Raw genomic sequence first — 23024 nt, 5'->3', positions numbered from 1 at the left:
GCGATGCCGACACGCAGATGCACGACGCCCGCCCGCCGGCAAGCTGGGGCCGGGATCCTCTCCTTCACGATCCTGGTCGGGCTGGCGGCCTTCTTCATCACCCTGCTGCTCAAGCTCGGGCCGATCTACATGCAGAACCTGACCATCCAGTCGGTGATGGACGGGCTCGAGGATCCGGTCGAGCCGGTGGGCAGGAATCCGCGCAAGATCACCGACTATCTCATGCGCAATCTCGACATCAACGGGATCACCTCGGTCTCGGCGCAGGAGTTCGTCATCAAGCGGACCGATGCCGATCGATTCAGCGTGGTCCTCGAGTATGAACGTCGCACGCATCTGTTCTTCAACGTCGATGTCGTGCTCACGTTCCACAATCAGGTGGAAATCAGCACTCAGTGAATGCAGACCCCAGACGGCTGGCCCGTGTGCTCGGGCACGAGTTCGCCCGCCCCGAACTGCTCGAACAGGCCCTGACGCACCGCAGCGTCGGCCCGAACAACAACGAACGTCTCGAGTTCCTCGGCGATGCCCTGATCGGGCTGCTGATCGCCGAGGCGCTCGGCCATCGCTTCCCCGAGGCCGCCGAAGGCACGCTCAGCCGTCTGCGCGCGAGCCTGGTCAAGCGCGAGTCGCTGGCCAAGCTCGCCCGCGGCATCGAGCTGGGCGACTACATGCGCCTGGGGGCGGGGGAGCTGCGCACCGGCGGTCACGCCCGCGACTCGATCCTCGCCGATGCCCTGGAGGCGGTGCTCGGCGCCGTCTATCTCGACGGTGGCTTCGCCGTGGCCAATACCGTGGTGGCCAAGCTGTTCGCCGAGCGTCTCGAGCAGACCAGCATCGACCGTTCCGGCAAGGACCCCAAGACCCGGCTGCAGGAGTTCCTCCAGGCCCACAAGCGGCCGTTGCCGGGCTATACGGTGATCACCATCGAGGGTGATCAGCATGCACAATCCTTCACCGTGGTCTGTGCGCTCGGCGATGCCGATCTGACCACCCGAGGCACCGGCACCAGCCGGCGCCGTGCCGAACAGGCGGCCGCCGAGGCCATGCTGGAGATCCTCGAACATGAATGACGCCATCACCGGTCGCTGCGGCACCGTCGCCATCGTCGGGCGCCCCAACGTCGGCAAGTCGACGCTGCTCAACCGCATCCTCGGTCAGAAGCTCGCGATCACCTCGCACAAGGCGCAGACCACGCGCCACTCCATCCTCGGGGTCAAGACCCGCGCCGAGGGACAGATCCTGTTCGTCGACACCCCGGGCATCCATCGTCGCGGCGAGAGTGCGCTCAACCGCTATCTCAACCGTACCGCGCGCGCCGCGCTCGCCGACACCGACCTGATCCTGTTCGTGGTCGAGGCGCTGCGCTGGACCGAGGAGGACGAGCAGGCGCTCGCCGCCGTCGCCCGCGCCGGGGTCGAGTGCATCGCGGTGATCAACAAGGTCGACCGGGTCGAGGACAAGGAGGCGCTGCTGCCCTTCCTCCAGACCCTGGGCGAGCGTCACGCCTTCCGCGAGCTGTTCCCGGTCTCGGCGGCGCGCGGCAGTCAGGTCGAGGCGCTGGAGCAGGCGGTGCTCGCCGCGCTCCCCGAGGGCGAGCCGATCTTCCCCGAGGACCAGCTCACCGACCGCTCGGAGCGCTTCTTCGCCGCCGAGCTGCTGCGCGAACAGCTCACCCAGCGCTATGGCGAGGAGCTGCCGTATCGCACCACGGTCGAGATCGAGCGCTTCGAGGCGGTCGACGGGCGCTATATGATCAACGCCCTGATCTGGGTCGAGCGCCCGGGACAGAAGGCGATCATCATCGGCAAGCAGGGCGAGTCGCTCAAGGCCACCGCCACCCAGGCGCGTCTGGAGATGCAGAAGCTCTTCGACTGCCCGGTCCATCTCGAGGTCTGGGTGAAGATCAAGAAGAGCTGGTCGAGCGACGAGGCCGCGCTCGCGCGGCTCGGTTACAGCGAGGACTGATCGGCGGCGGTGAGCGCCAGCGCCTGTCACGGCTTCGTCCTGCACCGGCACGACTATCGCGACACCAGCCTGCTGGTCGAGCTGTTCTGTGTCGGTCGCGGGCGGCTGCCCGCGGTCGCCCGCGGCGCGCGGCGCGCGCGCTCGGGCGGACGCGCCGCGCTGCTCCAGCCCTTCCAGCCGCTGTGGCTGGAACTCGGCGGGCGCGGCGAGGTGCGCACCCTGACCCGGGTCGAGGCCGTGGGCCGACCCTATGCGCTCGCCGGTCGGGCGCTGCTCTGCGGTTTCTATGTCAACGAGCTGCTGTTGCGTCTGCTCGGTCGCGAGGACCCGCACGATGCGCTGCTCGACGACTACCAGGTCGCGCTCGCGGCACTGGCCGCGGGGGACGACCTCGAGCCGGTGCTGCGCCGCTTCGAGCTGCGCCTGCTCGATGCCCTGGGGTATGGCCTCGCGCTCGATGTCGAGACCGCCACCGGTCGGCCGGTGCGCGCCACCGCCGACTATGTCTTCGAGCCCGAGCAGGGGCTGCGCGCGGCCACCGCCACCGATGACCCGCGACTGTGCTGCCGTGGCGCCACCCTGCAGGCGCTCGCCGCCGACGCCGCGCCGGCCGACGCCGAACGCGCGCGCGAGGCGCGGGCGCTGCTGCGCGCCATGCTCGCCCCGCATCTCGGCGAACGTCCGTTGCGCACCCGCGCGCTGTTCCAGCAGTGGTATGGCGGGCGCGAGCGTTCATCCCCACACTAGATTGAGTGGCGACGCCGGTCATGGCGCCGCCTTCCCGACCGTACGAAGCGAGGAGAAATCCCTTGAGCACGCATGCCAACGAGGTGCTGCTGGGCGTCAACATCGATCACGTCGCCACCGTGCGCCAGGCGCGCGGCACCCGCTACCCCGAGCCGATCCAGGCGGCGCTGGTCGCCGAGCAGGCCGGGGCCGACGCCATCACCCTGCACCTGCGCGAGGACCGTCGTCACATCCAGGACCGCGACGTCGAGCTGCTGCGCGGCATCCTGCAGACGCGGATGAACCTGGAGATGGCCGCCACCGCCGAGATGGGCGAGATCGCCGCCCGGCTGCGCCCGCACGATTGCTGTCTGGTCCCCGAGCGACGCGAGGAGCTGACCACCGAGGGCGGACTCGACCTGATCGCCAATCAGGCCCATCTCACCGATTTCTGCGCCCGTCTGGCCGAGGCCGGGGTGCGGGTGTCGCTGTTCGTCGACCCCGAGCCGGCACAGCTCGACGCGGCGCGCGCCATCGGCGCCCCGGTCGTCGAGCTGCATACCGGCCACTATGCCGATGCGCAGACGCGCGAGACCCGCGCCGAGGCGCTGGCGCGCATCGAGCGCGCCGTCGATCACGGTCTGTCGCTGGGCCTGCAGGTCAATGCCGGACACGGGCTCGACTACGACAACGTCAAGCCGATCGCCGCCATCCCCGGCATCACCGAGCTCAACATCGGTCATGCGATCATCGCCCGCGCGCTCTTCTCCGGACTCGATCGCGCGGTGCGCGACATGCGTGCACAGATCGCCGTGGGCAGCCGTCGCTGAGAGGCATGCGCCGTCGGGGGAGGGCGCTCGGCGTGCCCGATCGACATGACCCTTTCGATCGGAACATGCCCGACGTCGTTCCCCGACCTCGATCTGCGGGCTAGACTGTGCCGCGGGAAAATACTCCCGTCAGCCAAAGCCAAGAGCCATGTCCGCAGATACCCTGATCTTTTTGCTTGCCATCGATCGCGGGGTGGGCCCCGCGCCTCTGACCCGTCATCGCCCGAAGGCGGCCGTTCCCTTCGGTGGCAAGTTCCGGGTGATCGACTTCGCGCTGGCCAACTGTCTGCACTCCGGGCTGCGTCAGGTCCTGGTGATCACGCAGTACAAGAGTCACTCATTGCACAAACACCTGCGCGATGGCTGGTCGATCTACAACCCCGAACTCGGCGAGTTCATCATCCCGGTGCCGGCGCAGATGCGCGATGGCAAGCACTGGTACGCCGGGCCCTTCGACGCGATCCGCCAGAATCGCAACCTGATCGAGCGCAACCGCGCGCGCCAGGTCCTCGCGCTCGATGGCAGCGCCGTCTATCGCATGGACTACAGCGAGATGGTGCACGCCCATGTCGACGCCCGCGCCGAGGTCACGGTGGCGGTGCGCGAGGTCGATCCCGGCGCGCCGCCCTCGCAGACCCAGGCCCGCGTCGAACTCGACGAGCACGACCGCATCGTGCGCATCCTGCCGGCCGAGCGCGCCGGTGAGATCACCGGCGAGCGTGCCTTCGAGACCATGGGCGTCTATGTCTTCGATCGCGGCTGGCTGTTCGATGCCTTCGCTCGCCGCGAGAGCGCCGATGCCGAGGTCGGCCCGCTGCCCCCGGATCGTCATCTCGCCAAGGACGTGCTCGCCCATCTCACCCAGAGCCACCGGGTGCGCGCCTATCGCTTCGGTCAGGAGCGCGGGCGCGTCACTCCGGATCGCTACTGGTGCGATCTCTCCTCGGTCGATGCCTACTATCGCGCCAACATGGCGCTGTTGCGCCCGCAGCCGCCGCTCGATCTCTACCAGGACAACTGGAACATCCGCACCGCCCAGGGGCAGTATCCGCCGGCGCGTACCGTGCCCGGCGCGCGCAGCGGCAACGAGGGGGTGTTCGTCAACTCGATGCTCGCCGCCGGCACCGTGATCAGCGGCGGTGGGGTCAATCACTCGATGCTGTTCCCCTGCGTGCGCGTCGGTGACAGCGCCATCGTCGAGGAGGCGATCCTGTTCGACGGCGTCGAGGTCGGCGCCGAGGCCCATCTGCGCAACTGCATCGTCGAGAAGGGCGTGGTGGTGCCGCCGGGCGAGCAGGTCGGCATCGATCCCGAACGCGATCGCGAGCGTTTCGATGTCTCGGAAGAGGGCATCGTGGTGGTGTCCAGGGACGTCGAGTGGTAGCGGCGGCCACGCCGCAGACGGTCTATCGGACCCTGCTCGCGGCCCATGGCCCCCAGGGATGGTGGCCGGCCGAGACCCCGTTCGAGGTCATGGTCGGCGCCATCCTCACCCAGAACACCAGCTGGCGTAACGTCGAGCGCGCGCTCGACCAGGTCCGCGCCGAGACGGCGTTGAACGCCGAGGCGCTGCTCGCGCTCGATCCGGCGCGGCTGGCCGAGCTGCTGCGGCCCAGCGGCTACTACAGGGTCAAGACCCGACGCCTGCAGGGATTCTGCAAGCGCTATCATGCCGCTGGCGGTCTCGAGCCGCTCGCCGCGCTCGCCACCCCGAGGCTGCGCGAGTGGCTGCTGGCGACCCCCGGCATCGGCCCGGAGACCGCCGACGACATCCTGCTCTATGCCTTCGCGCGCCCGGTGTTCGTGGTCGATGCCTATACCCGGCGACTGTTCTCGCGGCTCGGGTTGCTCGGCGGTGACGAGGACTACGAGACCATCCGCCGCTGGTTCGAGCGGGCGCTGCCGGACGATGTCGCGCTGTTGCAGGAGTATCATGCGCTGATCGTGGCGCACGCCAAGCATGCCTGCCGGACCAGGCCGGTCTGTGCGGGGTGTGCGCTGCGGGCGTGCTGTCCGTCATCGATACCGACCCAGGTGAGCTGAGACGAGGATTGCGAGACCATGCCGCGAGTCGATAACCACACCTTCTACGATGACGCACTCAAGACCCACGGCACCAATGCCGAAGGGGTGCAGTGGATCTCCGAGGAGACCCAGCGGGTACGTTTCCGGGTGCTGCGCGAGTTGCTGCCCGAGGACCTCTCCAGCGTCGAGCTGGCCGATGCCGGCTGTGGTTTCGGCGACTTCCTCGTCTATCTGCGCGAGCGCGACCAGACGCCGGGGCGCTATCTCGGTCTCGACGTGATGGCGCCGATGATCGAGACGGCGCGCGCGCGCACCGGCTGCGAGATCCGCCAGTGCGACGTGCTCCAGGATCCGCTGCCCGAGGCCGATTACTACGTCTGCAGCGGCGCCATGAACATCCTCACCTGGGATGAGACCCAGAGCTTCATCCGCAACTGTCTCGCCGCCAGCCGTCGCGGTTTCGTGTTCAACCTGCTCAAGGGCCGCGACACCTCGCTCATCTACAATTGCCGCCGACCCACCGAGATCCAACAGCTCGCTGATACCTTGAATGCGACCATGAGGGTGCGTGAGGGTTATCTGGCGGGGGATTTCAGCGTATTGCTCGAACACTGCTGACTCGATGCATTGAGATCGATCTGATCGCTGTTGACGCCATCGACCGATGTTGGGTTGCTGAAAAACAGCAACCCAACCTAAATCGCTATGTCATCTCGCAGGTTGAGTTGCCCGTTCCTCACCCTCTCATCGCAACAAAACAGCGTTTGGCGCATCCAAGGTTTCAATCCTTGTTGTATGGGTTGAGCATTGCGGCCGTGCTCGCCCATCTCTACCCGGCAGCGATCCCTGCGTTTCAATCCTTGTTGTAATGGATTGAGCATTGCGGCCGCAAATTCCCTAAAAAGCATTTTGAATCAAGCGCTTGGTCTTTTCTGCCGAAGCTCTTGAGTGGCGAAAAATAGATGCCTTGCACCGATGTATGCCCTGTTTTCTCGCTGGCTGACATTGACGCTTTTGATTTTTATGTCTTTTTTATCAGAAGGTTGCGTCAGCGGCGTTGAGGGTCGGTGATATTTTTTTGCTCAGCAGTCTGAGTCGAGGTCGCTGCGGGCAGTGGTATTGCCGTGGCCCGATAATATCAAGTCGGTGCGATCGGTGTCCGCTGTGTGTGCGCTTCGGATGTGCGGCAGTGGCCAGGGTGGGCGGGGCGTTCGCCCGGGCAAAGGCCCGGACGTCCATAGTAGACTTATCCCTTTTGGCGGGAAGATACCGTGTTGCAACTTGTGGCGATCGCCGGGGGCGGCGCGCTCGGGGCGTTGTCGCGCTTCTGGATCTCGACCGGCGTCTACCGGGTGCTGGGGCGTGACTTCCCCTGGGGCACCCTGGCGGTGAACGTCATCGGCTCCTTCCTCATGGGGCTGCTGTTCGTGCTGCTCACCGAGCGGCTGGCGGTGGCGGCCGAGTGGCGCGGCGCCGTGCTGGTCGGGTTTCTGGGGGCCTTGACGACCTTCTCGACCTTCTCGATCGAGACCCTGAACCTGATCGAGCAGGGGGCGCTGTTGCGCGCCACCCTGAACGTGGGCGCGAGCGTCGGGGTCTGCGTGTTGCTGTGCTGGGCGGGCATCGCCCTGGGGAGGTCACTGTGAGTCAGAACGAAGCGATCATGGTGCGGGTCTATCTCGCCGAGTCCGATCATGAGCTCAAACCCCTGGTGCACGCCCTGCGCGACGAGCTGGGGGTGCGCGGGGTGACGGTGCTGCGCGCGATCGAGGGCTATGGTCCCTCGGGGCGCGCCCACGCCGCCTCGCTGATCGATCTGTCGCTCGATCTGCCGCTGGTGGTGGAGTTCTTCGATGCCCCCGAACGTGCCCGTGCGGCGATCGCCCGAATCCGTAATCAGGTGAAACCGGGGCACATCGTGTCCTGGCCGGTCACCGTCGAGTCCTGAGACCCAAGGAGACTACATGCTAGACCCACGACTGTTGCGCAACGATCTCGCGCGCGTCGCCGAGCTGCTCGCCCGTCGCGGCGTGACCCTGGACACTGCCCGTTTCGAGCAGCTCGAACAAGAGCGCAAGCGGCTGCAGGTCGAGGCCCAGACGCTGCAGACCGAGCGCAACACCCGCTCCAAGTCGATCGGCAAGGCCAAGGCCGCGGGTGAGGATATTCAGCCGCTGCTCGCCGAGGTCGCCGACCTGGGTGATCGGCTCAAGGCCGCCGAGCAGGCGCTGACCGAGTGCCAGGGCGAGATCGAGTCGATCGCGCTGGGGCTGCCGAACCTGCCCGACGACAGCGTGCCGGACGGGCGCGACGAGGCCGACAACCGCGAGGAGCGGCGCTGGGGCGAGGTGCCGAGCTTCGACTTCACCCCGCTCGATCACGTCGACCTGGGCGCGCGCAACGGCTGGATGGACTTCGATCTCGCCGCCAAGGTGACCGGCTCGCGCTTCGTCACCCTGTCCGGGCCGATGGCGCGGCTGCATCGCGCGCTGATCCAGTTCATGCTCGACGTGCACACCACCGAGCACGGCTACACCGAGACCTATGTCCCCTATCTGGTCAACGCCGACAGCCTCTACGGCACCGGTCAACTGCCCAAGTTCGAGGAGGATCTGTTCAAGGTTCCCGGCGAGCGCGATCTCTATCTGATCCCGACCGCCGAGGTGCCGGTGACCAATCTGGCGCGCGACTGCATCTTCGAGGCCGATGAGCTGCCGCGCCGCTGGGTCGCCCACACCCCCTGCTTCCGCAGCGAGGCCGGTTCCTACGGCAAGGACACCCGCGGGATGATCCGTCAGCACCAGTTCGAGAAGGTCGAGCTGGTGCAGGCGGTGCCCGAGGCCGAGTCCTTCGCCGCGCTCGAGGCCCTCACCGGGCACGCCGAGTCGATCCTGCAACGGCTGGGGCTGGCCTATCGGGTGGTGACCCTGTGCACCGGCGATCTCGGCTTCTCCTCGCGCAAGACCTACGACCTGGAGGTGTGGCTGCCGGGTCAGCAGGCCTATCGCGAGATCTCCTCGTGCAGCAACTTCGGCGACTTCCAGGCGCGGCGACTGCGTGCACGCTGGCGCAACCCCGAGACCGGCAAGCCCGAGCTGCTGCACACCCTCAACGGCTCCGGGCTGGCGATCGGTCGCACCCTGGTGGCGGTGCTCGAGAACTACCAGCTCGCCGACGGTCGGGTGACCGTGCCCGAGGTGCTGCGCCCCTACATGGGCGGTCTCGAGGTGCTCGGCTGAGTCCGGGCGCGCCGCCTCAGCGCGTCTGCGGGATATAGACGTAGGCGCGCGCCACCCCGGCGCCGACGATCTCCAGCGCCTTGCTGTCGTAGAAGTGCCCGAGCGCGGCGAGTGCGCCCGCCGGGTAGTCGCCGAGATCGACCTGATTGGCGGTGACCCGGTAGCGGCCCTCGCCGGGCGGCAGCTGCAGATAGACCGCGCAGGGGTTGGAGGTACAGGTGCCGGTGTCGCCCGGCGCCAGGGTGATGCTGCCCCAGTCGGTGACATGGCGGGTGGCGGTGGCGCAGCCGACGAGGCTTGCGACCAGGACGAGAACGACAGGTCCGGCGCCGCAGACGGCGCGTGCGTGCTGATGCATGACGGGCTCCGGCCGGTTGCGACCGGCGCGTGTTCGGCAGGTGTCGTCAAGCATAGCGGCGGCGTCGCCGGCTGTCCCCGAGGTTCGTCGATGATGTACTGCTCGGGTGGGGACGCCCCATTTGATCAATGCCCTTGCGCCCGTCAGAATGCGGGTTCCGATGAGTCGCCCCGGGGTGGGGCACGTGGGCACGGATGTTGTTCTATGCTGATCGCCCAAGGGTCAGGGAGACGGAGCCGTGGCGCATGCTCGGTCGCGACCCCTCCCTCCGCCCGTCGCATGTCTGTCTCGCCCCCTAACCGAGCACGATGAGAAAAGGTTCCAGTCTCCGTTGTCCCGCCATCCCGAGCCGTCCATGAAGTCGATCGATGCCTGGGCATGTCTCGATGCCCTCGAGTGTGCGATCGCGGTGATCGATCCCGAGGGGCGGGTGCTCTACAGCAACCGTCAGCAGCGCGCGACCCTGCCGCTCGGTGTCTGGGCGGTGCCGGAGGGGCCTGGCCAGGTGCTCGATCAGGCGCGCCAGGGGGTCCGTGAGGTCTGCCAGGGGCGGCGCGCCGACTTCTCGCTCGAATACGTCTTGCCGCTCGAGGGCGAGACCCGCTGGCTGAGTCTCGGCGCCCGTCTGCTGAACGATGGCGAGGAGGCCGAGCGGCAGGTGCTGGTCGCCCATCGCGATGTCTCCGCATATCGGCTGACCGAGCAGGCACTGGCGCTCACCCAGGGGCAGCTCGGCAGCGTGCTCGACAACTCGCCCGACCTGATCTTCTTCAAGGATGAGAACGGGCGTTATCTCGGTTGTAACCGCGCGCTCGGCGCGCTGGTCGGTCGCGAGCCGGCGGAGATCATCGGTCAGGATGATGAGGCGCTCTTCCCTCCCGAGGTCGCCGCGCGGGTGCGCGCCGATGATCGACTGGTGCTCGAACAGAAGCGCGCGCGCCGCTTCGACTTCTGGTACAGCGACGCGCGCGGCCAGCGCCTGCTCTTCGACGTCCTCAAGACCCCCTATCACGGTCCCGACGGAGAGCTGCTCGGGGTGATGGGCTGCGGGCGCGATCTCAGCGCCCTGTATCGCACCCAGACGCTGCTGAGCGAGGCGCAGGCAATCACTGCGCTGGGCAGCTGGGAACTCGACCTCGCCACCGGTCGGGTGTTCTGGTCGGCGCAGCTGCTGGCCATCCTCGGGGTCGATCCCGGGACCTTCGTCGCCAGCGAGCAGGGGCTGCTCGAACGGGTCCATGACGAGGACCGTGGCCGCGTCGCCCGGGTACTGGATGCGGCGCGGTGCGGTATTGCCACCGAGGACGTCGAGCATCGCGTGGTGCGCCCGGACGCCGGGGTGCGCTGGGTGCGCCAGCGCATCCGGATCGTGCCGGGGGATCGTGGCGAGCCGTTGCGGGTGTTCGGCTCGGTGCTCGACATCACCGAGGATCGTCGCGCCCAGGAGGCGCTGCGCCAGAGCGAGGCGCGCTACCGCGCCCTGTTCGAGGGCGCCGAGGAGGCGATGTGGGTGATCGACGGCGCCGACCTGAGCTGTCTGGCCAATCCGGCCGCGGCGCGGCTGTTCGGCTATGACAGCGCCGCCGAGCTGACCGATGTCCATCCCGGCGCGCTCTCGCCCGAGTTCCAGGCCGACGGGCGTCGCTCGGCCGACAGCAACGCCGAGGTGCTGGGGTTTCTCGCCGAGCACGGCAGCGCCCGTTTCGAGTGGCTGCACCGGCGGCGCGACGGCTCGACCTTCCCGGCCGAGGTGCGCACCCGGCGCATCGAGCTCGAGAGCGGACGGCTGCGCGTGGCGATCATCCGCGATCTCAGCGAGCAGCGCCGGCGCGAGGACATCCTGCGCCTGACCAACGCGGTGTTCGAGAACACCGCCGAGGGCATCATCGTCACCGATGCCGACGGCGAGATCGTCGCGGTCAATCCCGCCTTCACCGAGATCACCGGTTACACCCCGGAGCAGGTGCGTGGTCGCAACCCGCGACTGCTCAAGTCCGGTCGTCAGGGTCAGGACTTCTATCGTCAGCTGTGGCGCGCGCTGCTCGAGCAGGGGCGCTGGCAGGGCGAGCTGTGGAACCGGCGCAGCAACGGCGAGCTCTATCCGCAGTGGATGAGTATCAACGCCATCCGCAACCACCACGGTCAGGTGGTCAACTATGTCGCCATCTTCAGCGACATCACCGAGCGCTACCGCTCGGCCGAGGAGATCGAGTATCTCAGCAACCACGACCCCCTCACCGGCCTGCCCAACGCCCGGCTGCTGAAGCAGCGCCTGGCCCAGGCCGTCGACCTGGCGACCATCCATCGTCAGCGCCTCGGGGTCTTCTATGTCGATATCGATCGCTACAACGACGTCATCGCCAGCTACGGTCACAACGTCGCCGACACCGTGCTCTGCGTGCTCGGCGAGCGGCTGAGCGAGTCGACCGGGCCGGGCGATCTGGTGGCGCGGCTGAGCGACGACACCTTCGTCATCCTCACCGAGATCGAGGGCGAGATCTCCGCCGCCTCGGCGTTCGCCGCGCACTATCTCGCCATCTGCTGTCAGCCGATCGAGATCGCCGGTCACGGTCAGCTCACCCTCAGCGCCTCGGCCGGCGGCGCGCTCTATCCCGGCGACGGCGAGAATGCCGCCGAGCTGCTGCGCAATGCCGCCTCGGCGCTGCTCTCGGCCAAGCGCAGCGGGCGGCGCTCGATCGCCTTCTACCGCCCCGAAATCACCGCCGCGGCGGTCGAGCGCCTGGCGCTCGAGGAGGCGCTGCGCATTGCCCTGGCCGAGGAGCAGTTCGTCGTCCATTATCAGCCGCTGGTCGAGCCGCAGCAGAACGGCATCCACGCCGCCGAGGCGCTGCTGCGCTGGCAGCGTGGCGGTCAGCTGGTGATGCCCGGGGTCTTCATCGACATCATCGAGAGCAGCGATCTGGTGGTGCCGGTGGGGCGCTGGGTGATCGAGGCGGTGCTGCGCCAGATGCGGCTGTGGCGCGACGCCGGGCTGCCCGAGATCCGCGTCTCGGTCAATGTCTCCGAGCCGCAGATCACCGCCGGCGGGCTGGCCGAGACCATCGCCGACCTGCTCGAACGCTACGACATCCCCGCGCGCCTGCTCCATATCGAGCTGATCGAGCGGGTGCTGCTGCAAGACCCGGAGCGCGCCCTGGCCGAGCTGGAGCGACTGCGTGCCCTCGGTATCGGCATCTCGCTCGACGACTTCGGCACCGGTTATTCCAGCCTCAGCTATCTCACCCATTTCCCGGTCGACTTCATCAAGATCGATCGCAGCTTCATCAACGACCTCGCCACCGACGGACGCAGCCGCGCGATCGTACGCGCCATCCTGTCGATGGCGCGCAATCTCGATATCGGCACCGTCGCCGAGGGCGTCGAGGACCTTCGCCAACAACGTATCCTCACCGCCGAGGGCTGCGACCTGATCCAGGGCTATCTGATCAGCCGCCCGGTCTCGGCCAATACCCTGACGCGCATGCTCGAGGACCAGCAGCGTGCGCGAGGTCCTCGTCGCTCACCCCAGCGCGCCCTGGTCCCGACGGCGGGCTGACGTCTCCACCCCTCACTCCCAACGCACAGGAGATCGCCACATGACGACCACCTTCAGCGCCTATCGGATCGACCGTCGCGACGGCGCCCAGCAGCTCGAGTTCACCCGGCTGACCGAGGCCGACCTGATGGAGGGCAATGTCACCGTCGCGGTCGAGTACTCGACGCTCAACTACAAGGACGGGCTGGCGCTCACCGGACGCTCGCCGATCGTGCGGCGCTTCCCGCTGATCCCCGGCATCGATTTCGCCGGTCGGGTGGTGGAGTCGGGCGATCCGCGCTTCCGCCCCGGCGATCGCGTGGTGCTCAACGGCTACGGGGTGGGGGAGAAGCACTCCGGCGGCTATGCCGGACGCGCCCGGGTGCCGGGCGACTGGCTGGTGGCGTTGCCCGAGGGGCTGACCAGCCGCCAGGCGATGGCCATCGGCACCGCCGGCTACACCGCGATGCTCGCGGTGCTGGCGCTGGAGTCGCACGGACTCGAACCGGGCGCCGGCGAGGTGCTGGTGACCGGCGCCGCCGGCGGTGTCGGCAGCATCGCCGTGGCGCTGCTGGGACGGCTCGGTCATCGGGTCACCGCGGTCACCGGGCGCCCGCACGAGGCGGACTATCTGCGCGAGCTCGGCGCCACCGAGATCCTCGATCGCGCCGAGTTCACCCAGCCCCCGCGCCCGCTCGAATCCGAGCGTTGGGCGGCGGCGATCGATGTCGCCGGCGGGCTCACCCTGGCCAACGTGCTCAGTCGCATGCAGCGCGCCAGCGCGGTGGCCGCCTGCGGGCTGGCCGATGCGATGGAGCTGCCGACCACGGTCGCGCCCTTCATCCTGCGCGGCGTCACCCTCTACGGCATCGACTCGGTGATGGCCCCGCACGCGCTGCGCGAGCGCGCCTGGTCGCGGCTGGCGCGCGATCTCGATCTCGACCGGCTCGAGACCATGACCCGCGAGGTCGACTTCGCGCAACTGCCCCAGGCCGCCGAGGAGATCCTCGCCGGACGGGTCCGCGGTCGCACCGTGGTGCGCATCCCCGAGGCCGACTGAGCCGCGCCACTGGCATCTCGCCCGCGGCGGACCCATCTCCCTACCCAATGGGGGCGCGCGGAGCGCGCCCCGTCGACCGAATCGACCACGCCGCCCAGGGACGCGCGCCGTGTGCCACCCGAGTGCCTGCCGCACTGTCGCAGACGCATCCGGCCGACCGCACCGGGCGCCGCCGCGATAGAATCGTGCATCGCCTTAAACCAATGAATTCAGCCATGAACGCTCAAGCCGCACCGGCTCCGCGCAGCGATGACGCGACCCTCGACGTCGCCGCGCTGCGCGCCCAGTTCCCCATCCTCTCCACCCAGGTCGATGGTCGCCCGCTGGTCTATCTCGACAGCGCCGCCTCGACCCAGCAGCCGCAGGCGGTGATCGCGGCGGTCAGCGATTATCACCGTAGCGCCCACGCCAACATCCATCGCGGCAATTACCGCCTCTCGCAGCACGCCACCCGGCTCTACGAGCACGCCCGCGCGGCGGTGGCGCGCTTCCTCAACGCCGCCGAACCCGCCGAGTGCGTGTTCACCCGCGGCACCACCGAGGCGATCAACCTGGTCGCCGCCACCTGGGGGCGCGCCAACCTTGGCCCCGGCGACGAGATCCTGCTCTCCAACCTCGAACACCACTCCAACATCGTCCCCTGGCAGATGGTCGCCGAGCAGACCGGGGCGCGTATCCGCGTCATCCCCATCGACGATGCCGGCGACATCGACCTCGACGCCTATCGTCGGCTGCTCTCGCCGCGCACCCGGTTGGTCGGGGTCAACCAGGTCTCCAACGCCCTCGGTACCGTCAACCCGGTGCGCGAGATCATCGAGCTGGCCCACGCGCACGGTGCCCTGGTGCTGGTCGACGGCGCCCAGTGGGTCGCCCACGGGCGCACCGACGTGCGCGCGCTCGATGTCGACTTCTACGCCTTCTCCGGCCACAAGCTCTACGGCCCGACCGGGATCGGCGTGCTCTATGCCAAGCGCGCGCTGCTCGAGGCGATGCCGCCCTACCAGGGCGGCGGCGACATGATCGAGCAGGTCAGCTTCGAGGCCACCCGCTATGCCGCGCCGCCGACCCGCTTCGAGGCCGGCACGCCCAACATCTCCGGCGCGGTGGGGCTGGGCGCGGCGATCGACTGGATCGAGTCGGTCGGCTTCGAGCGCATCAGCGCCCACGAGCAGTGGCTGCTGCGTCATGCCACCGAGCGTCTGGAGGCCATCCCCGGGCTCGCGCTCAAGGGCCGGGCGCAGCGGCGCAGCTGCGTCACCTCCTGGGTGATGGAGGCGCCGGCGATCTCCAGCCTCGACCTCGGCACCGCGCTCGACCTGCGCGGCATCTGCGTGCGCACCGGCCACCACTGCTGCCAGCCGCTGATGGACCGGCTCGGCGTGGCGGCCACGGTGCGCGCCTCCTTCGGGGTCTACAACACCCTGGAGGAGATCGACACCCTGGCCGATGCGCTGACCGAGATCGCTGACGAGATGCGCGCGCGTCAGGCACGGGTCGCGCCCGTCGCCGAGACCGCGCTCGACTACCCGGGGCCGAGCGCCGAGTCGCCCGCCGCCGCCGCCGCGCAGATCGCCGACGACTTCGAGCTGCTGCCCGACTGGCCGACCCGGCACGAATACATCATCGACCTCGGCGGTCGGCTGCCGCACCTGCCCGCGTCGATGCAGAACGCCGCGACGCATGTACAGGGGTGTCAGAGCCAGGTCTATATCGCCGCCCGCGCCATGCCCGACGACCCCGAGCGCGTCGAGTTCCTCGCCGACAGCGACGCCGAGCTGGTGCGCGGGCTGATCGCACTGCTCCAGCAGCTCTACTCCGGGCAGCGCGCGCGCGACATCCTCGACTTCGACGCCCGCGCCTTCTTCGCCCGGCTCGGGCTCGACGGGCATCTCAGCATGAACCGGCGCAACGGACTCGAGGCGATGGTGCAGCGACTGCGTCAGGTGGCCGCGCGTCAGGTCGCGGCGGACGCCTGAGCGAATGCGTTGGCACGGGGCCGGACGGCCCCGTGCCGGGGGAGGGTGGGGCGCGCCTCAGCGCACCGCCATGATCAGCACGATCACCAGCGCCGCGACTGCGCCGAGCGGCACGATCGCCGCCGCCCAGTCACCCTTCTCGGCCTTGGGGCCGTGCTCCTGCCAGCGCTTGTAGACCGGCCAGAGATAGAACAGCATCAGCCCGAGCAGGGCTGCGGCCATGATCTTCAGGAACAGTTCCATGGTGGAGACCTCCGGCGAGACAAACAAAAGCCCCGGCGCGGGGCCGGGGCTGTTGCGGGGCGAGCAGGGTGATTACTCGTCGCCGCCCATGATGCCGAGGATCTGCAACAGGCTGATGAAGATGTTGAAGATGCTCAGATAGATGCCGTAGGTGGCCATGATGTAGTTGGTCTCCTCACCCCGCGCGATCCGGCTGGTATCGAACAGGATGAAGCCGCTCATCAGCAGGATGATGGCCGAGGAGATCGCCAGCGACAGCGCCGGCATCTGCAGGAACAGGTTCGCGATCACCGCGATCATCACCACCATCATGCCGGCGAAGATGAACCCGCCCATGAAGCTGAAGTCACGCTTGCTGCTGAGCGCGTAACCCGACAGCCCGAGGAAGATCGCGGCGGTGCCACCGAAGGCCAGACCCACGGTCTGCGGGCCGTTGGGCAGCGCCAGATACATGCTCAGGATCGAGCCCAGACCGAAGCCCATCAGGCCGGTGATCAGGAAGATCACGCCGATGCCGGCCGAGGAGTTGGCGGTGCGCGGCAGCACGAACATCCCCAGCACCATGGCCACGATCACCGAGGCCAGGTAGGTCCAGGAGGGCATCGCCAGCGCGATCGACAGCATCGCCGTCAGCGCGCTGAAACCGAGGGTCGCGGCCAGCAGCAGGTAGGTGTTCTTGAGCACCTTGTTGGCCGAGACGGCCGACGGGGCACTCTGAACGAAGGAAAAGTTGTTGTTGGCCATGTCGTGCATTCACTCCTTATGGTCGAACAGGTTGGGAAACCGAGTTGATCGCTGGGTGAGACTGATTGCGATCTCTCAAGTTCCAGAAGGATACCTGACCCGCCGCCCCGCGCAAGCCCGACCGGACTTGGGAAAACGCCCGAGTTGCGGTATCCTTCCATCCCCGCCAGATGCGGACGACCGGCGCCAACTCAAGCCGTCCCCACAGGTCGTCCCGCGCCTGCCCCGGAAAGGTAGCTGAGCGGTCGCAAGCGACGGTCTTGAACGCGGCCCGTCACGGCGGAAAAAGTTATTGGAGGGATGGCAGAGCGGTTGAATGCACTGGTCTTGAAAACCAGCAAGGGTTAACGCCCTTCCAGGGTTCGAATCCCTGTCCCTCCGCCATATCAATCAAGCGCTTGCAGCCCATCTGCTCACGGTTCGCTTGATTCTGGAAACCCGCCTCTCGGCGGGTTTTTTCATTTTGGGGCCGGTATAACCAGCGGGCGCATGAAGCCGGTCGGTTGGGTTGGCCATCCTTGGCAACCCAACGGCTGAGCCGTCGCTTGACGATGACCTCGATCGTCTTCTGGCGTCGATCGGGCTCGTTTGTTTGCCCGTCGCGACCGCCATCGCTGCCTCGATGACCGGTGAGCGATGGGCAACCCAACCTACGGGGCTGTCAACGCCTCGTTGAGGATTGGGCAGTCTTCTTCACTCGCCCTTCTTTGAATCGCCTCAGCCAATATCGGATTGGCTTCAGCTCTTTCAATCATGCGTGCCGCAATGTATTGGTCAGAACAGGCAAGGTTGGCGAGATAGCCCGCTTGTTCCTGCAGGAATTCTTCCTCACTAGGCGGGTCAGGCCAATTGGCGAAGAGGCCGCATTGGTCATAGATTGCCTGTGGGGCTTGCTCCGGTGAAATCACCGTTGGCGTCAACGGCAGATCGAAGGCAATCGACCAGAAAGTTTCGATGCTTGTGGAAATTCTTTCTTTCGCTTCTTTAGAAATAAAATCAGAATAAATTTCAAGATCGTATTCTGTTTTTTCAATGGAATTGACGCTCGTCCATTCCATGGTGTCACTAAGTCTTATGGCTTGCAAGAAAATCCTGCGCTCGGCTAAAAAGTCCGTTGAGATTAGGCTCGTCTTTTTGGGGATGATAGGAAGAAATTTTACTGATTTGAGGTAGGAAAGTGTTAGGTTGGTATTCTCGAAATCTGTTGAATAAAATGTCGCGCCTTGCAAACTGCTCCCTTGTAGTTGCGCCTCCCCGAGATCAGCCCCCTGCAGTTGCGCCTCCCCGAGATCAGCCCCCTGCAGTTGCGCCTCTATGAGTTCGGCCCCCTGCAGTTGCGCCTCTTTGAGATCGGCCCCCTGCAGTTGCGCCTCTTTGAGATTGGCCCCCTGTAGTTGCGCCCCCCTGAGTTCGGCCCCCTGCAGTTGCGCCCATCTGAGATATGCCCCCTGTAGTTGTGCCCCTATGAGATCGGCCCCTTGTAGTTGCGCCCATCTGAGATATGCCCCCTGCAGTTGCGCCCAGCTGAGATCGGCCCCCTGCAGTTGCGCCCCCCAGAGATCGGCCCCCTGCAGTTGCGCCCCCCAGAGATCGGCCCCCTGCAGTTGCGCCTCTTTGAGATTGGCCCCCTGCAGTTGCGCCCCCCAGAGATAGGCCTCCTGCAGTTGCGCACTCCTGAGATCGGCCCCCTGCAGTTGCGCCCCCCAGAGATAGGTCCCCTGCAGTTGCGCCTCTATGAGATCGGCCCCCTGCAGTTGCGCCCAGCTGAGATATGCCCCCTGCAGTTGCGCACTCCTGAGATTGGCCCCCTGCAGTTGCGCCTCTCTGAGGTCGGCCCCCTGCAGTTGCGCCGCCCTGAGGTCGACATCCCAAAGCGTCGCTCTCCAGAAATCCGCATACCGCAAATCGCGATGTCGGGTAGTGCCCTGACCGATAGGTTTCGATAAGATCAGAATCCATTTCTTTAAGGTTGAAGAAAATGTATCTGACATGTCCGCAGTGTCACTCCAACCATGTGACCAAAAATGGATTCAACCGGCTGAAAAAGCAGTTATACAAGTGTCAAGATTGGGTAGTGCCCTGACCGATAGGTTTCGATAAGATCAGAATCCATTTCTTTAAGGTTGAAGAAAATGTATCTGACATGTCCGCAGTGTCACTCCAACCATGTGACCAAAAATGGATTCAACCGGCTGAAAAAGCAGTTATACAAGTGTCAAGATTGCGGTCGCCAGTTCGTTATCCATCCTGCCAAGGGGCAGGTTTCTCAGGAAACCCGCGAACTGATCGATCGGTTGCTGCTGGAAAAAATCTCCCTGGCCGGAATTGCCCGTGCGGTGAAGGTCTCCGAGGCTTGGCTGCAGAACTACGTGAACGAGAAGTACAAGAAGGTTCCTCGTCAGGTCGCGCTAAAAAAAAACACCACATCCTACGGAGTAATCCTGGAGTGCGACGAACTGTGGTCCTTTGTCGGAAAACGCCTGAACAAACAATGGATCTGGCTCGCTATGGATCGCCTGCCCCGGCGTATCGTCGGGGTCCATGTTGGCGATCGTACGGAGCGCTCCGCACAGGCTCTGTGGGATTCCATCCCAGCGCAATATCAGACTTCCGCTCCCGTCTACACAGATTTTTGGAGCGCCTATGCGCGGATCATCCCGGCACACCGACATTATCCCAGTGCGAAGTCACAAGGGGAAACCAACCATATCGAACGGTTTAACGGTACACTCCGGCAGCGTATCTCCCGCTTGGTGAGAAAGTCGCTCGCGTTCTCGAAGAACCAGGAAAACCATCTTGGTGCACTCTGGAACTTCATTCATCACTACAACGCCAAGATGTGCGTGTGATTCATTGTGGGAAGCCAAACACATCGAGAGATTCAAAACCCTATCGGTCAGGGCACTACCCGATGTCGCAAGTCCAGTGCTTGACCGACGTCTTTCCATATCTCGGCGCGCTCTTCATCCGTGTCGATATGGGCCGCGTATAGCACCTCGGCGGGTGGGGTCTTTCCCATTAATACGCGCTCACGTAAATTCAGGTTGCGTTGAAAGAGCCAGTTTATCCACGGTTGGTTTTCACCGATCATCCATTCGATTCCACCTCCCGGTGGAGCCATTAGCCCCCATATAACGGATAAAAAGATTAGTGCCAAGGCTGGAGGTACTCTCGCGCCCCTGCGCTGCCATCTCCGGTTCGGACGAATCAGCCTCCCGATCTTTCTCGGCAACCATCTGGATGTCGGCCAGCGAATTCGCCAGCGGCCAGAGCGCGAACTCAGGCGCGGCCAGAGCAGCGCGATGAGCAGCAGATCCAGGGTTATGACGAGCTGATGGTCGAGGGTGATCCAGAAACTGTGATAGGGCAGAAACTGCCATTGAATGGCGGCCAGCAGCAGGATCGGCAAGAGAATCATGGTCACTTTGACCACGACTCGCAGCATCAAGCGGATCAGGCCCGGGTGGTGTCGGCCGATGAGCGCATAGCTGAAGACGAGCGGAAAGGGTAGCTCTCGATAGGTGCGTTCTTCCGCCTCGGGAAGCTTCAGCAACAGGGCGTCGAGATTGAAAAGCTTGCGCGAGAGTTGGAAGAACTGCAGCAGCAGGTGAGCGTGGAAGAAGAGCACCAGCCAGGGGATAAAACTATAGAACCCCAGCAACGGCAACTCGATGTCGAGCAGCGGCAGGGTGGCGCCGGTCTCGCGCAGCAGTTGTTCGTCGTCCGTGGAGAAGACGATGACCGCGATATAGAAACTGAACAGCAGGAAGGTGACATAGAGGTTGCGGACGTGTCGCGCCGCATCGTCGGCGGAGGCCCGTAACAGCGCAAGCTTCGCGAGGACGTCCTGCTCCTCCAGCGCCCAGAGGTTCTCCTTGCCATCCCACCGCCTGGACATCCGCCACCATCCCGGTTACACATCAGGTGTCCCCATTGTAGGGAAGCCCCATCGCTCCGTCATCGCCCGACGCCACGTCACCCGATATCTGCGCCGACGTCTGGTGATCGGCATCAAGCGCCCTCGGGACACCGAGGCGGTTTTTCATCCCTTGCGCCGATGTCGGGCAAGCCGTCCAAGAAGCCGATTCGTCGATGTCGTGGCCGACGGCCCCACCGATCGCGCCGGTCGGATGGGCAACGCGCAGCGTGCCCATCACCGCCGCGCGCCGTCTCCAGGCATGGATGTCGGGTTGCCCGCCCCGATCGCCATCGCCTCCCGGTGACCGCTGCGCGACGGGCAACCCGACCTGCGGGGCTACTGGGCGAGCAATGCGCTCAACCGGGCGACCACCGGGCCCGGCGCGTCGCTGAGATAGAAGTGTCCGCCGGGGAAGGTCTCGACGCGGAACCCGGCGTCGGTCCAGCGCGACCAGGCGTCGGCCTCCTCGGCGTCGAGGTCGGGGTCGTCGCGGCCGCGGAAGACGGTGAGCGGGCAGGGTAGCGGCGGGCGCTCGGGGTCGGGGCGGTAGGTCTCGATCAGGCGGTAGTCCTGGCGCACCGCCGGCAGCACGATGGCGCGGATCTCGGGTAGCGCGAGCAGCTCGGGCGGGGTGCCGCCGAGCGCGGTGAGCGCCGCGCACAGGGTGTCGTCGTCGTGCCGGTGGAGGTCGCCGCCGTGGTGGCACTGCGGCGGCTCGCGCGCCGAGATCACCAGCTGCTCGGGCGCGCGCAGTCCCTGGTCGATGAGCGTCTGGGTCAGTTCGTGGGCGAGCGCCCCGCCCATGCTGTGGCCGAACAGCGCCCAGGGACGATCGAGCCAGGGGCGCACGGCACCGGCAAGCTGCCCGACCAGGGTGGGGATGTCCTCGGGCAGCGGCTCGTCGAGCCGGTTCTCGCGCCCCGGCAGACAGACCATCAGCGGCTCGATCCAGTCGGGCAGCAGCGGCGGCCAGTGCTTGAACAGCGCCGGGGTGCCGCCGGCGTGCGGCAGGCAGAACAGCCGCAGCCGCGCCGCCGGGTGCGGTTGCGGGCGGCGGATCCAGCGCCCGGCCGCCGCCGTGGCGGCGGCCGGGGCGAGGTGGCGCGAGGGTTCAGCGCGCATCGCCCGTCACCACGGCGGGGTCCAGCGCGGGTGCGTCCTCCGTCGACTCACCCTCGGGAAAGACCCGCTGGAAGCGGTAGGGCAGCGCCAGCAGCAGGGCGACGACGGCCACCGCCAGTGCGGTCCAGATCACCGAGAGATAGCCGAGCTGCTCGGCCAGCGAGGTGCTCACCGTCGCCGCGACCATCGCAAAGCCCATGCTCAGGCTGAACTGCAGGCTGTAGTCGGTGGCCGGGGCGTCGTGCGAGGCGTGGTCCATCATCACCGCCGCCAGCACCGTGGTGGCCGGATTGCAGAAGAGGAAGAAGGCGCCGATGGCGAGCATCACCGTGAGGGTGTCGGTCATCCCCAGCAGCGGCAGTGCGACGGCGCCCACCCCGATGATCTGCAGCAGCGCCGCGCCGGTCAGCGCGTTGCGTCGCGCCACGCGGTTGAACACCCAGCCCGCGGCCAGCGCGCCGATGATGCCGACCACCGAGCCGAAGACGTTGACGGTGAAGCCGATGCGCTCGACCGACCAGCCGAGATCGACCAGGATCGGGGTCAGCGGGATGAACATCAGGTTGTAGCCGAGCGGGTAGAGCAGCAGCATCGCCAGCCAGTAGCGCCCGGGGCGGGCGCGCAGCAGGGCACCGATGCGCGGCAGCAGCCGGGGCCGCGCGGTCGTCGCCACCGGCCAGCGCGGCTCGCGGAAGACGAGCAACTGCACCAGCGCCACCCCGGTGGCGAGCGCGAGCACCACCATGCTGCCGACCCACCCCAGATAGGGATAGGCCATCAGCACCACGCCGCCGCCGAGCATGTTGCCGAGCAGTCCGCCGGCGACCTGGATGCCGTTGCCGGTGCCGCGCTCCTCGGCCGGGATCAGCCGGCAGGCGAGCCCGTCGGCGGCGATGTCCTGGGTCGCCGAGAGCAGGGCGACCACCACGCAGAGCAGATAGATGGTGGAGAAGTCGTCGATCAGGTCGTAGGCGCCGATCAGCAGGAAGCAGGCCATCATCCCCGCCTGCATCAGCATCAGCCAGCCGCGATAGTGCCCCCAGCGGCGCACGCCGATGCGGTCGACCAGCGGCGCCCAGAGGAACTTGAGCGCCCACAGCAGCCCGAGCATATAGACCAGGCTGATCTGGTCGAGCGGCGCGCCCTGCTCGCGCAGCAGCGCGGCCAGGGCGATGACGAAGAAGCCGAGCCCGAGGTACTGGGTGGTGTAGAGGCTGGCGAGCAGCCACCAGGTGGACCTCGGGGTCTTGGTCCGGGTTGGATCATTCATCACGGATCA

At 66.5% G+C, this 23024-nt stretch carries 23 protein-coding genes and 1 tRNA gene; 16 read left to right on the top strand and 8 right to left on the bottom strand.

What is annotated here, in order from left to right:
- Window positions 1-3 precede the first annotated feature (3 nt).
- The 11 genes from ACAM26_RS11070 (at window position 4) to serS (ending at window position 8788) form a co-directional block, all read left to right on the top strand.
- Window positions 4-399, top strand: coding sequence for a DUF4845 domain-containing protein (locus ACAM26_RS11070; RefSeq protein WP_123143206.1), 396 nt, complete (start codon window positions 4-6; stop codon window positions 397-399).
- Window positions 396-1073 (top strand): ribonuclease III, encoded by a 678-nt coding sequence (gene rnc, locus ACAM26_RS11065; RefSeq protein ID WP_369613662.1) that lies wholly within the window; start codon window positions 396-398, stop codon window positions 1071-1073. The genes ACAM26_RS11070 and rnc overlap by 4 nt, the downstream gene beginning before the upstream one ends.
- Entirely contained in the window at window positions 1066-1968 is a 903-nt protein-coding gene (gene era / locus ACAM26_RS11060) for a GTPase Era (protein ID WP_369613661.1), read from the top strand. The genes rnc and era overlap by 8 nt, the downstream gene beginning before the upstream one ends.
- 9 nt (window positions 1969-1977) lie before the next feature.
- On the top strand, window positions 1978-2715 hold the full coding sequence (recO, locus tag ACAM26_RS11055; protein WP_369613660.1) for a DNA repair protein RecO: 738 nt from the start codon (window positions 1978-1980) through the stop codon (window positions 2713-2715).
- A 62-nt stretch (window positions 2716-2777) separates the two neighbouring features.
- Window positions 2778-3524, top strand: a complete 747-nt coding sequence (gene pdxJ, locus ACAM26_RS11050; protein WP_200189290.1) for a pyridoxine 5'-phosphate synthase — start codon at window positions 2778-2780, stop codon at window positions 3522-3524.
- Window positions 3525-3672: 148 nt separating this feature from the next.
- A complete protein-coding gene (locus ACAM26_RS11045) occupies window positions 3673-4908 on the top strand; it encodes a sugar phosphate nucleotidyltransferase (RefSeq protein WP_369613659.1) in 1236 nt (411 codons plus the stop codon).
- Window positions 4902-5567, top strand: coding sequence for an endonuclease III domain-containing protein (locus ACAM26_RS11040; protein WP_369613658.1), 666 nt, complete (start codon window positions 4902-4904; stop codon window positions 5565-5567). The genes ACAM26_RS11045 and ACAM26_RS11040 overlap by 7 nt, the downstream gene beginning before the upstream one ends.
- Window positions 5568-5585: 18 nt before the next feature.
- Window positions 5586-6167, top strand: coding sequence for a class I SAM-dependent methyltransferase (locus ACAM26_RS11035; protein WP_123143200.1), 582 nt, complete (start codon window positions 5586-5588; stop codon window positions 6165-6167).
- 653 nt (window positions 6168-6820) lie between these two features.
- Entirely contained in the window at window positions 6821-7195 is a 375-nt protein-coding gene (gene crcB, locus ACAM26_RS11030; protein WP_190287942.1) for a fluoride efflux transporter CrcB, read from the top strand.
- The gene (locus tag ACAM26_RS11025) at window positions 7192-7497 is read left to right on the top strand and encodes a DUF190 domain-containing protein (RefSeq protein WP_123140912.1); all 306 of its coding nucleotides are present in this window, start codon (window positions 7192-7194) and stop codon (window positions 7495-7497) included. The genes crcB and ACAM26_RS11025 overlap by 4 nt, the downstream gene beginning before the upstream one ends.
- Before the next feature lie 16 nt (window positions 7498-7513).
- Window positions 7514-8788, top strand: coding sequence for a serine--tRNA ligase (serS, locus tag ACAM26_RS11020; RefSeq protein ID WP_369613657.1), 1275 nt, complete (start codon window positions 7514-7516; stop codon window positions 8786-8788).
- A gap of 16 nt (window positions 8789-8804) precedes the next feature.
- On the opposite strand, the gene ACAM26_RS11015 is transcribed toward serS, so the two are convergent.
- Window positions 8805-9146, bottom strand: a complete 342-nt coding sequence (locus ACAM26_RS11015) for a hypothetical protein (RefSeq protein ID WP_369613656.1) — start codon at window positions 9144-9146, stop codon at window positions 8805-8807.
- 355 nt (window positions 9147-9501) lie between these two features.
- Here ACAM26_RS11015 and ACAM26_RS11010 point away from each other — a divergent pair, with 355 nt between their 5' ends.
- The 3 genes from ACAM26_RS11010 (at window position 9502) to ACAM26_RS11000 (ending at window position 15717) form a co-directional block, all read left to right on the top strand.
- The gene (locus ACAM26_RS11010) at window positions 9502-12702 is read left to right on the top strand and encodes an EAL domain-containing protein (RefSeq protein WP_369613655.1); all 3201 of its coding nucleotides are present in this window, start codon (window positions 9502-9504) and stop codon (window positions 12700-12702) included.
- 40 nt (window positions 12703-12742) lie between these two features.
- Window positions 12743-13741, top strand: a complete 999-nt coding sequence (locus ACAM26_RS11005; RefSeq protein WP_123143197.1) for an MDR family oxidoreductase — start codon at window positions 12743-12745, stop codon at window positions 13739-13741.
- A gap of 215 nt (window positions 13742-13956) precedes the next feature.
- Window positions 13957-15717: a SufS family cysteine desulfurase gene (locus tag ACAM26_RS11000; protein WP_369613654.1), complete on the top strand. Its 1761-nt coding sequence runs from the start codon at window positions 13957-13959 to the stop codon at window positions 15715-15717.
- 57 nt (window positions 15718-15774) lie between these two features.
- Here ACAM26_RS11000 and ACAM26_RS10995 read toward each other — a convergent pair whose 3' ends face one another.
- Both ACAM26_RS10995 and ACAM26_RS10990 read right to left on the bottom strand, forming a co-directional pair.
- Window positions 15775-15960: a hypothetical protein gene (locus ACAM26_RS10995; RefSeq protein WP_005224143.1), complete on the bottom strand. Its 186-nt coding sequence runs from the start codon at window positions 15958-15960 to the stop codon at window positions 15775-15777.
- Window positions 15961-16032: 72 nt separating this feature from the next.
- Window positions 16033-16704, bottom strand: coding sequence for a Bax inhibitor-1/YccA family protein (locus ACAM26_RS10990; RefSeq protein ID WP_062275071.1), 672 nt, complete (start codon window positions 16702-16704; stop codon window positions 16033-16035).
- A 294-nt stretch (window positions 16705-16998) separates the two neighbouring features.
- Here ACAM26_RS10990 and ACAM26_RS10985 point away from each other — a divergent pair.
- Window positions 16999-17088: transfer RNA gene (locus ACAM26_RS10985), tRNA-Ser, on the top strand.
- Between the two features lie 266 nt (window positions 17089-17354).
- Here the strand turns inward: ACAM26_RS10985 and ACAM26_RS10980 are convergent.
- On the bottom strand, window positions 17355-18695 hold the full coding sequence (locus ACAM26_RS10980) for a pentapeptide repeat-containing protein (RefSeq protein ID WP_369613653.1): 1341 nt from the start codon (window positions 18693-18695) through the stop codon (window positions 17355-17357).
- A gap of 147 nt (window positions 18696-18842) precedes the next feature.
- On the opposite strand from ACAM26_RS10980, the gene ACAM26_RS10975 reads away from it, so the two are divergent.
- Window positions 18843-19553 carry an IS1 family transposase gene (locus ACAM26_RS10975; protein WP_369613787.1) on the top strand — a complete coding sequence of 237 codons (711 nt, stop codon included), beginning with the start codon at window positions 18843-18845 and terminating at the stop codon, window positions 19551-19553.
- A gap of 47 nt (window positions 19554-19600) precedes the next feature.
- Here ACAM26_RS10975 and ACAM26_RS10970 read toward each other — a convergent pair whose 3' ends face one another.
- The 4 genes from ACAM26_RS10970 to ACAM26_RS10955 are packed head-to-tail and all read right to left on the bottom strand — an operon-like array spanning window position 19601 to window position 23015.
- Window positions 19601-20602, bottom strand: coding sequence for a hypothetical protein (locus tag ACAM26_RS10970; protein ID WP_369613652.1), 1002 nt, complete (start codon window positions 20600-20602; stop codon window positions 19601-19603).
- 22 nt (window positions 20603-20624) lie between these two features.
- Window positions 20625-20945, bottom strand: coding sequence for a hypothetical protein (locus ACAM26_RS10965; RefSeq protein ID WP_369613651.1), 321 nt, complete (start codon window positions 20943-20945; stop codon window positions 20625-20627).
- Between the two features lie 14 nt (window positions 20946-20959).
- A complete protein-coding gene (locus tag ACAM26_RS10960; RefSeq protein WP_369613650.1) occupies window positions 20960-21745 on the bottom strand; it encodes a thioesterase II family protein in 786 nt (261 codons plus the stop codon).
- On the bottom strand, window positions 21735-23015 hold the full coding sequence (locus ACAM26_RS10955; protein WP_369613649.1) for an MFS transporter: 1281 nt from the start codon (window positions 23013-23015) through the stop codon (window positions 21735-21737). The genes ACAM26_RS10960 and ACAM26_RS10955 overlap by 11 nt, the downstream gene beginning before the upstream one ends.
- Window positions 23016-23024: the final 9 nt, after the last annotated feature.

The sequence above is a fragment of the Marichromatium sp. PS1 genome, assembly GCF_041155115.1.
GTDB lineage: Bacteria > Pseudomonadota > Gammaproteobacteria > Chromatiales > Chromatiaceae > Marichromatium > Marichromatium gracile.
Note: the sequence above shows the minus strand (reverse complement) of the source record. Positions and strands in the feature narration are given on the sequence as shown.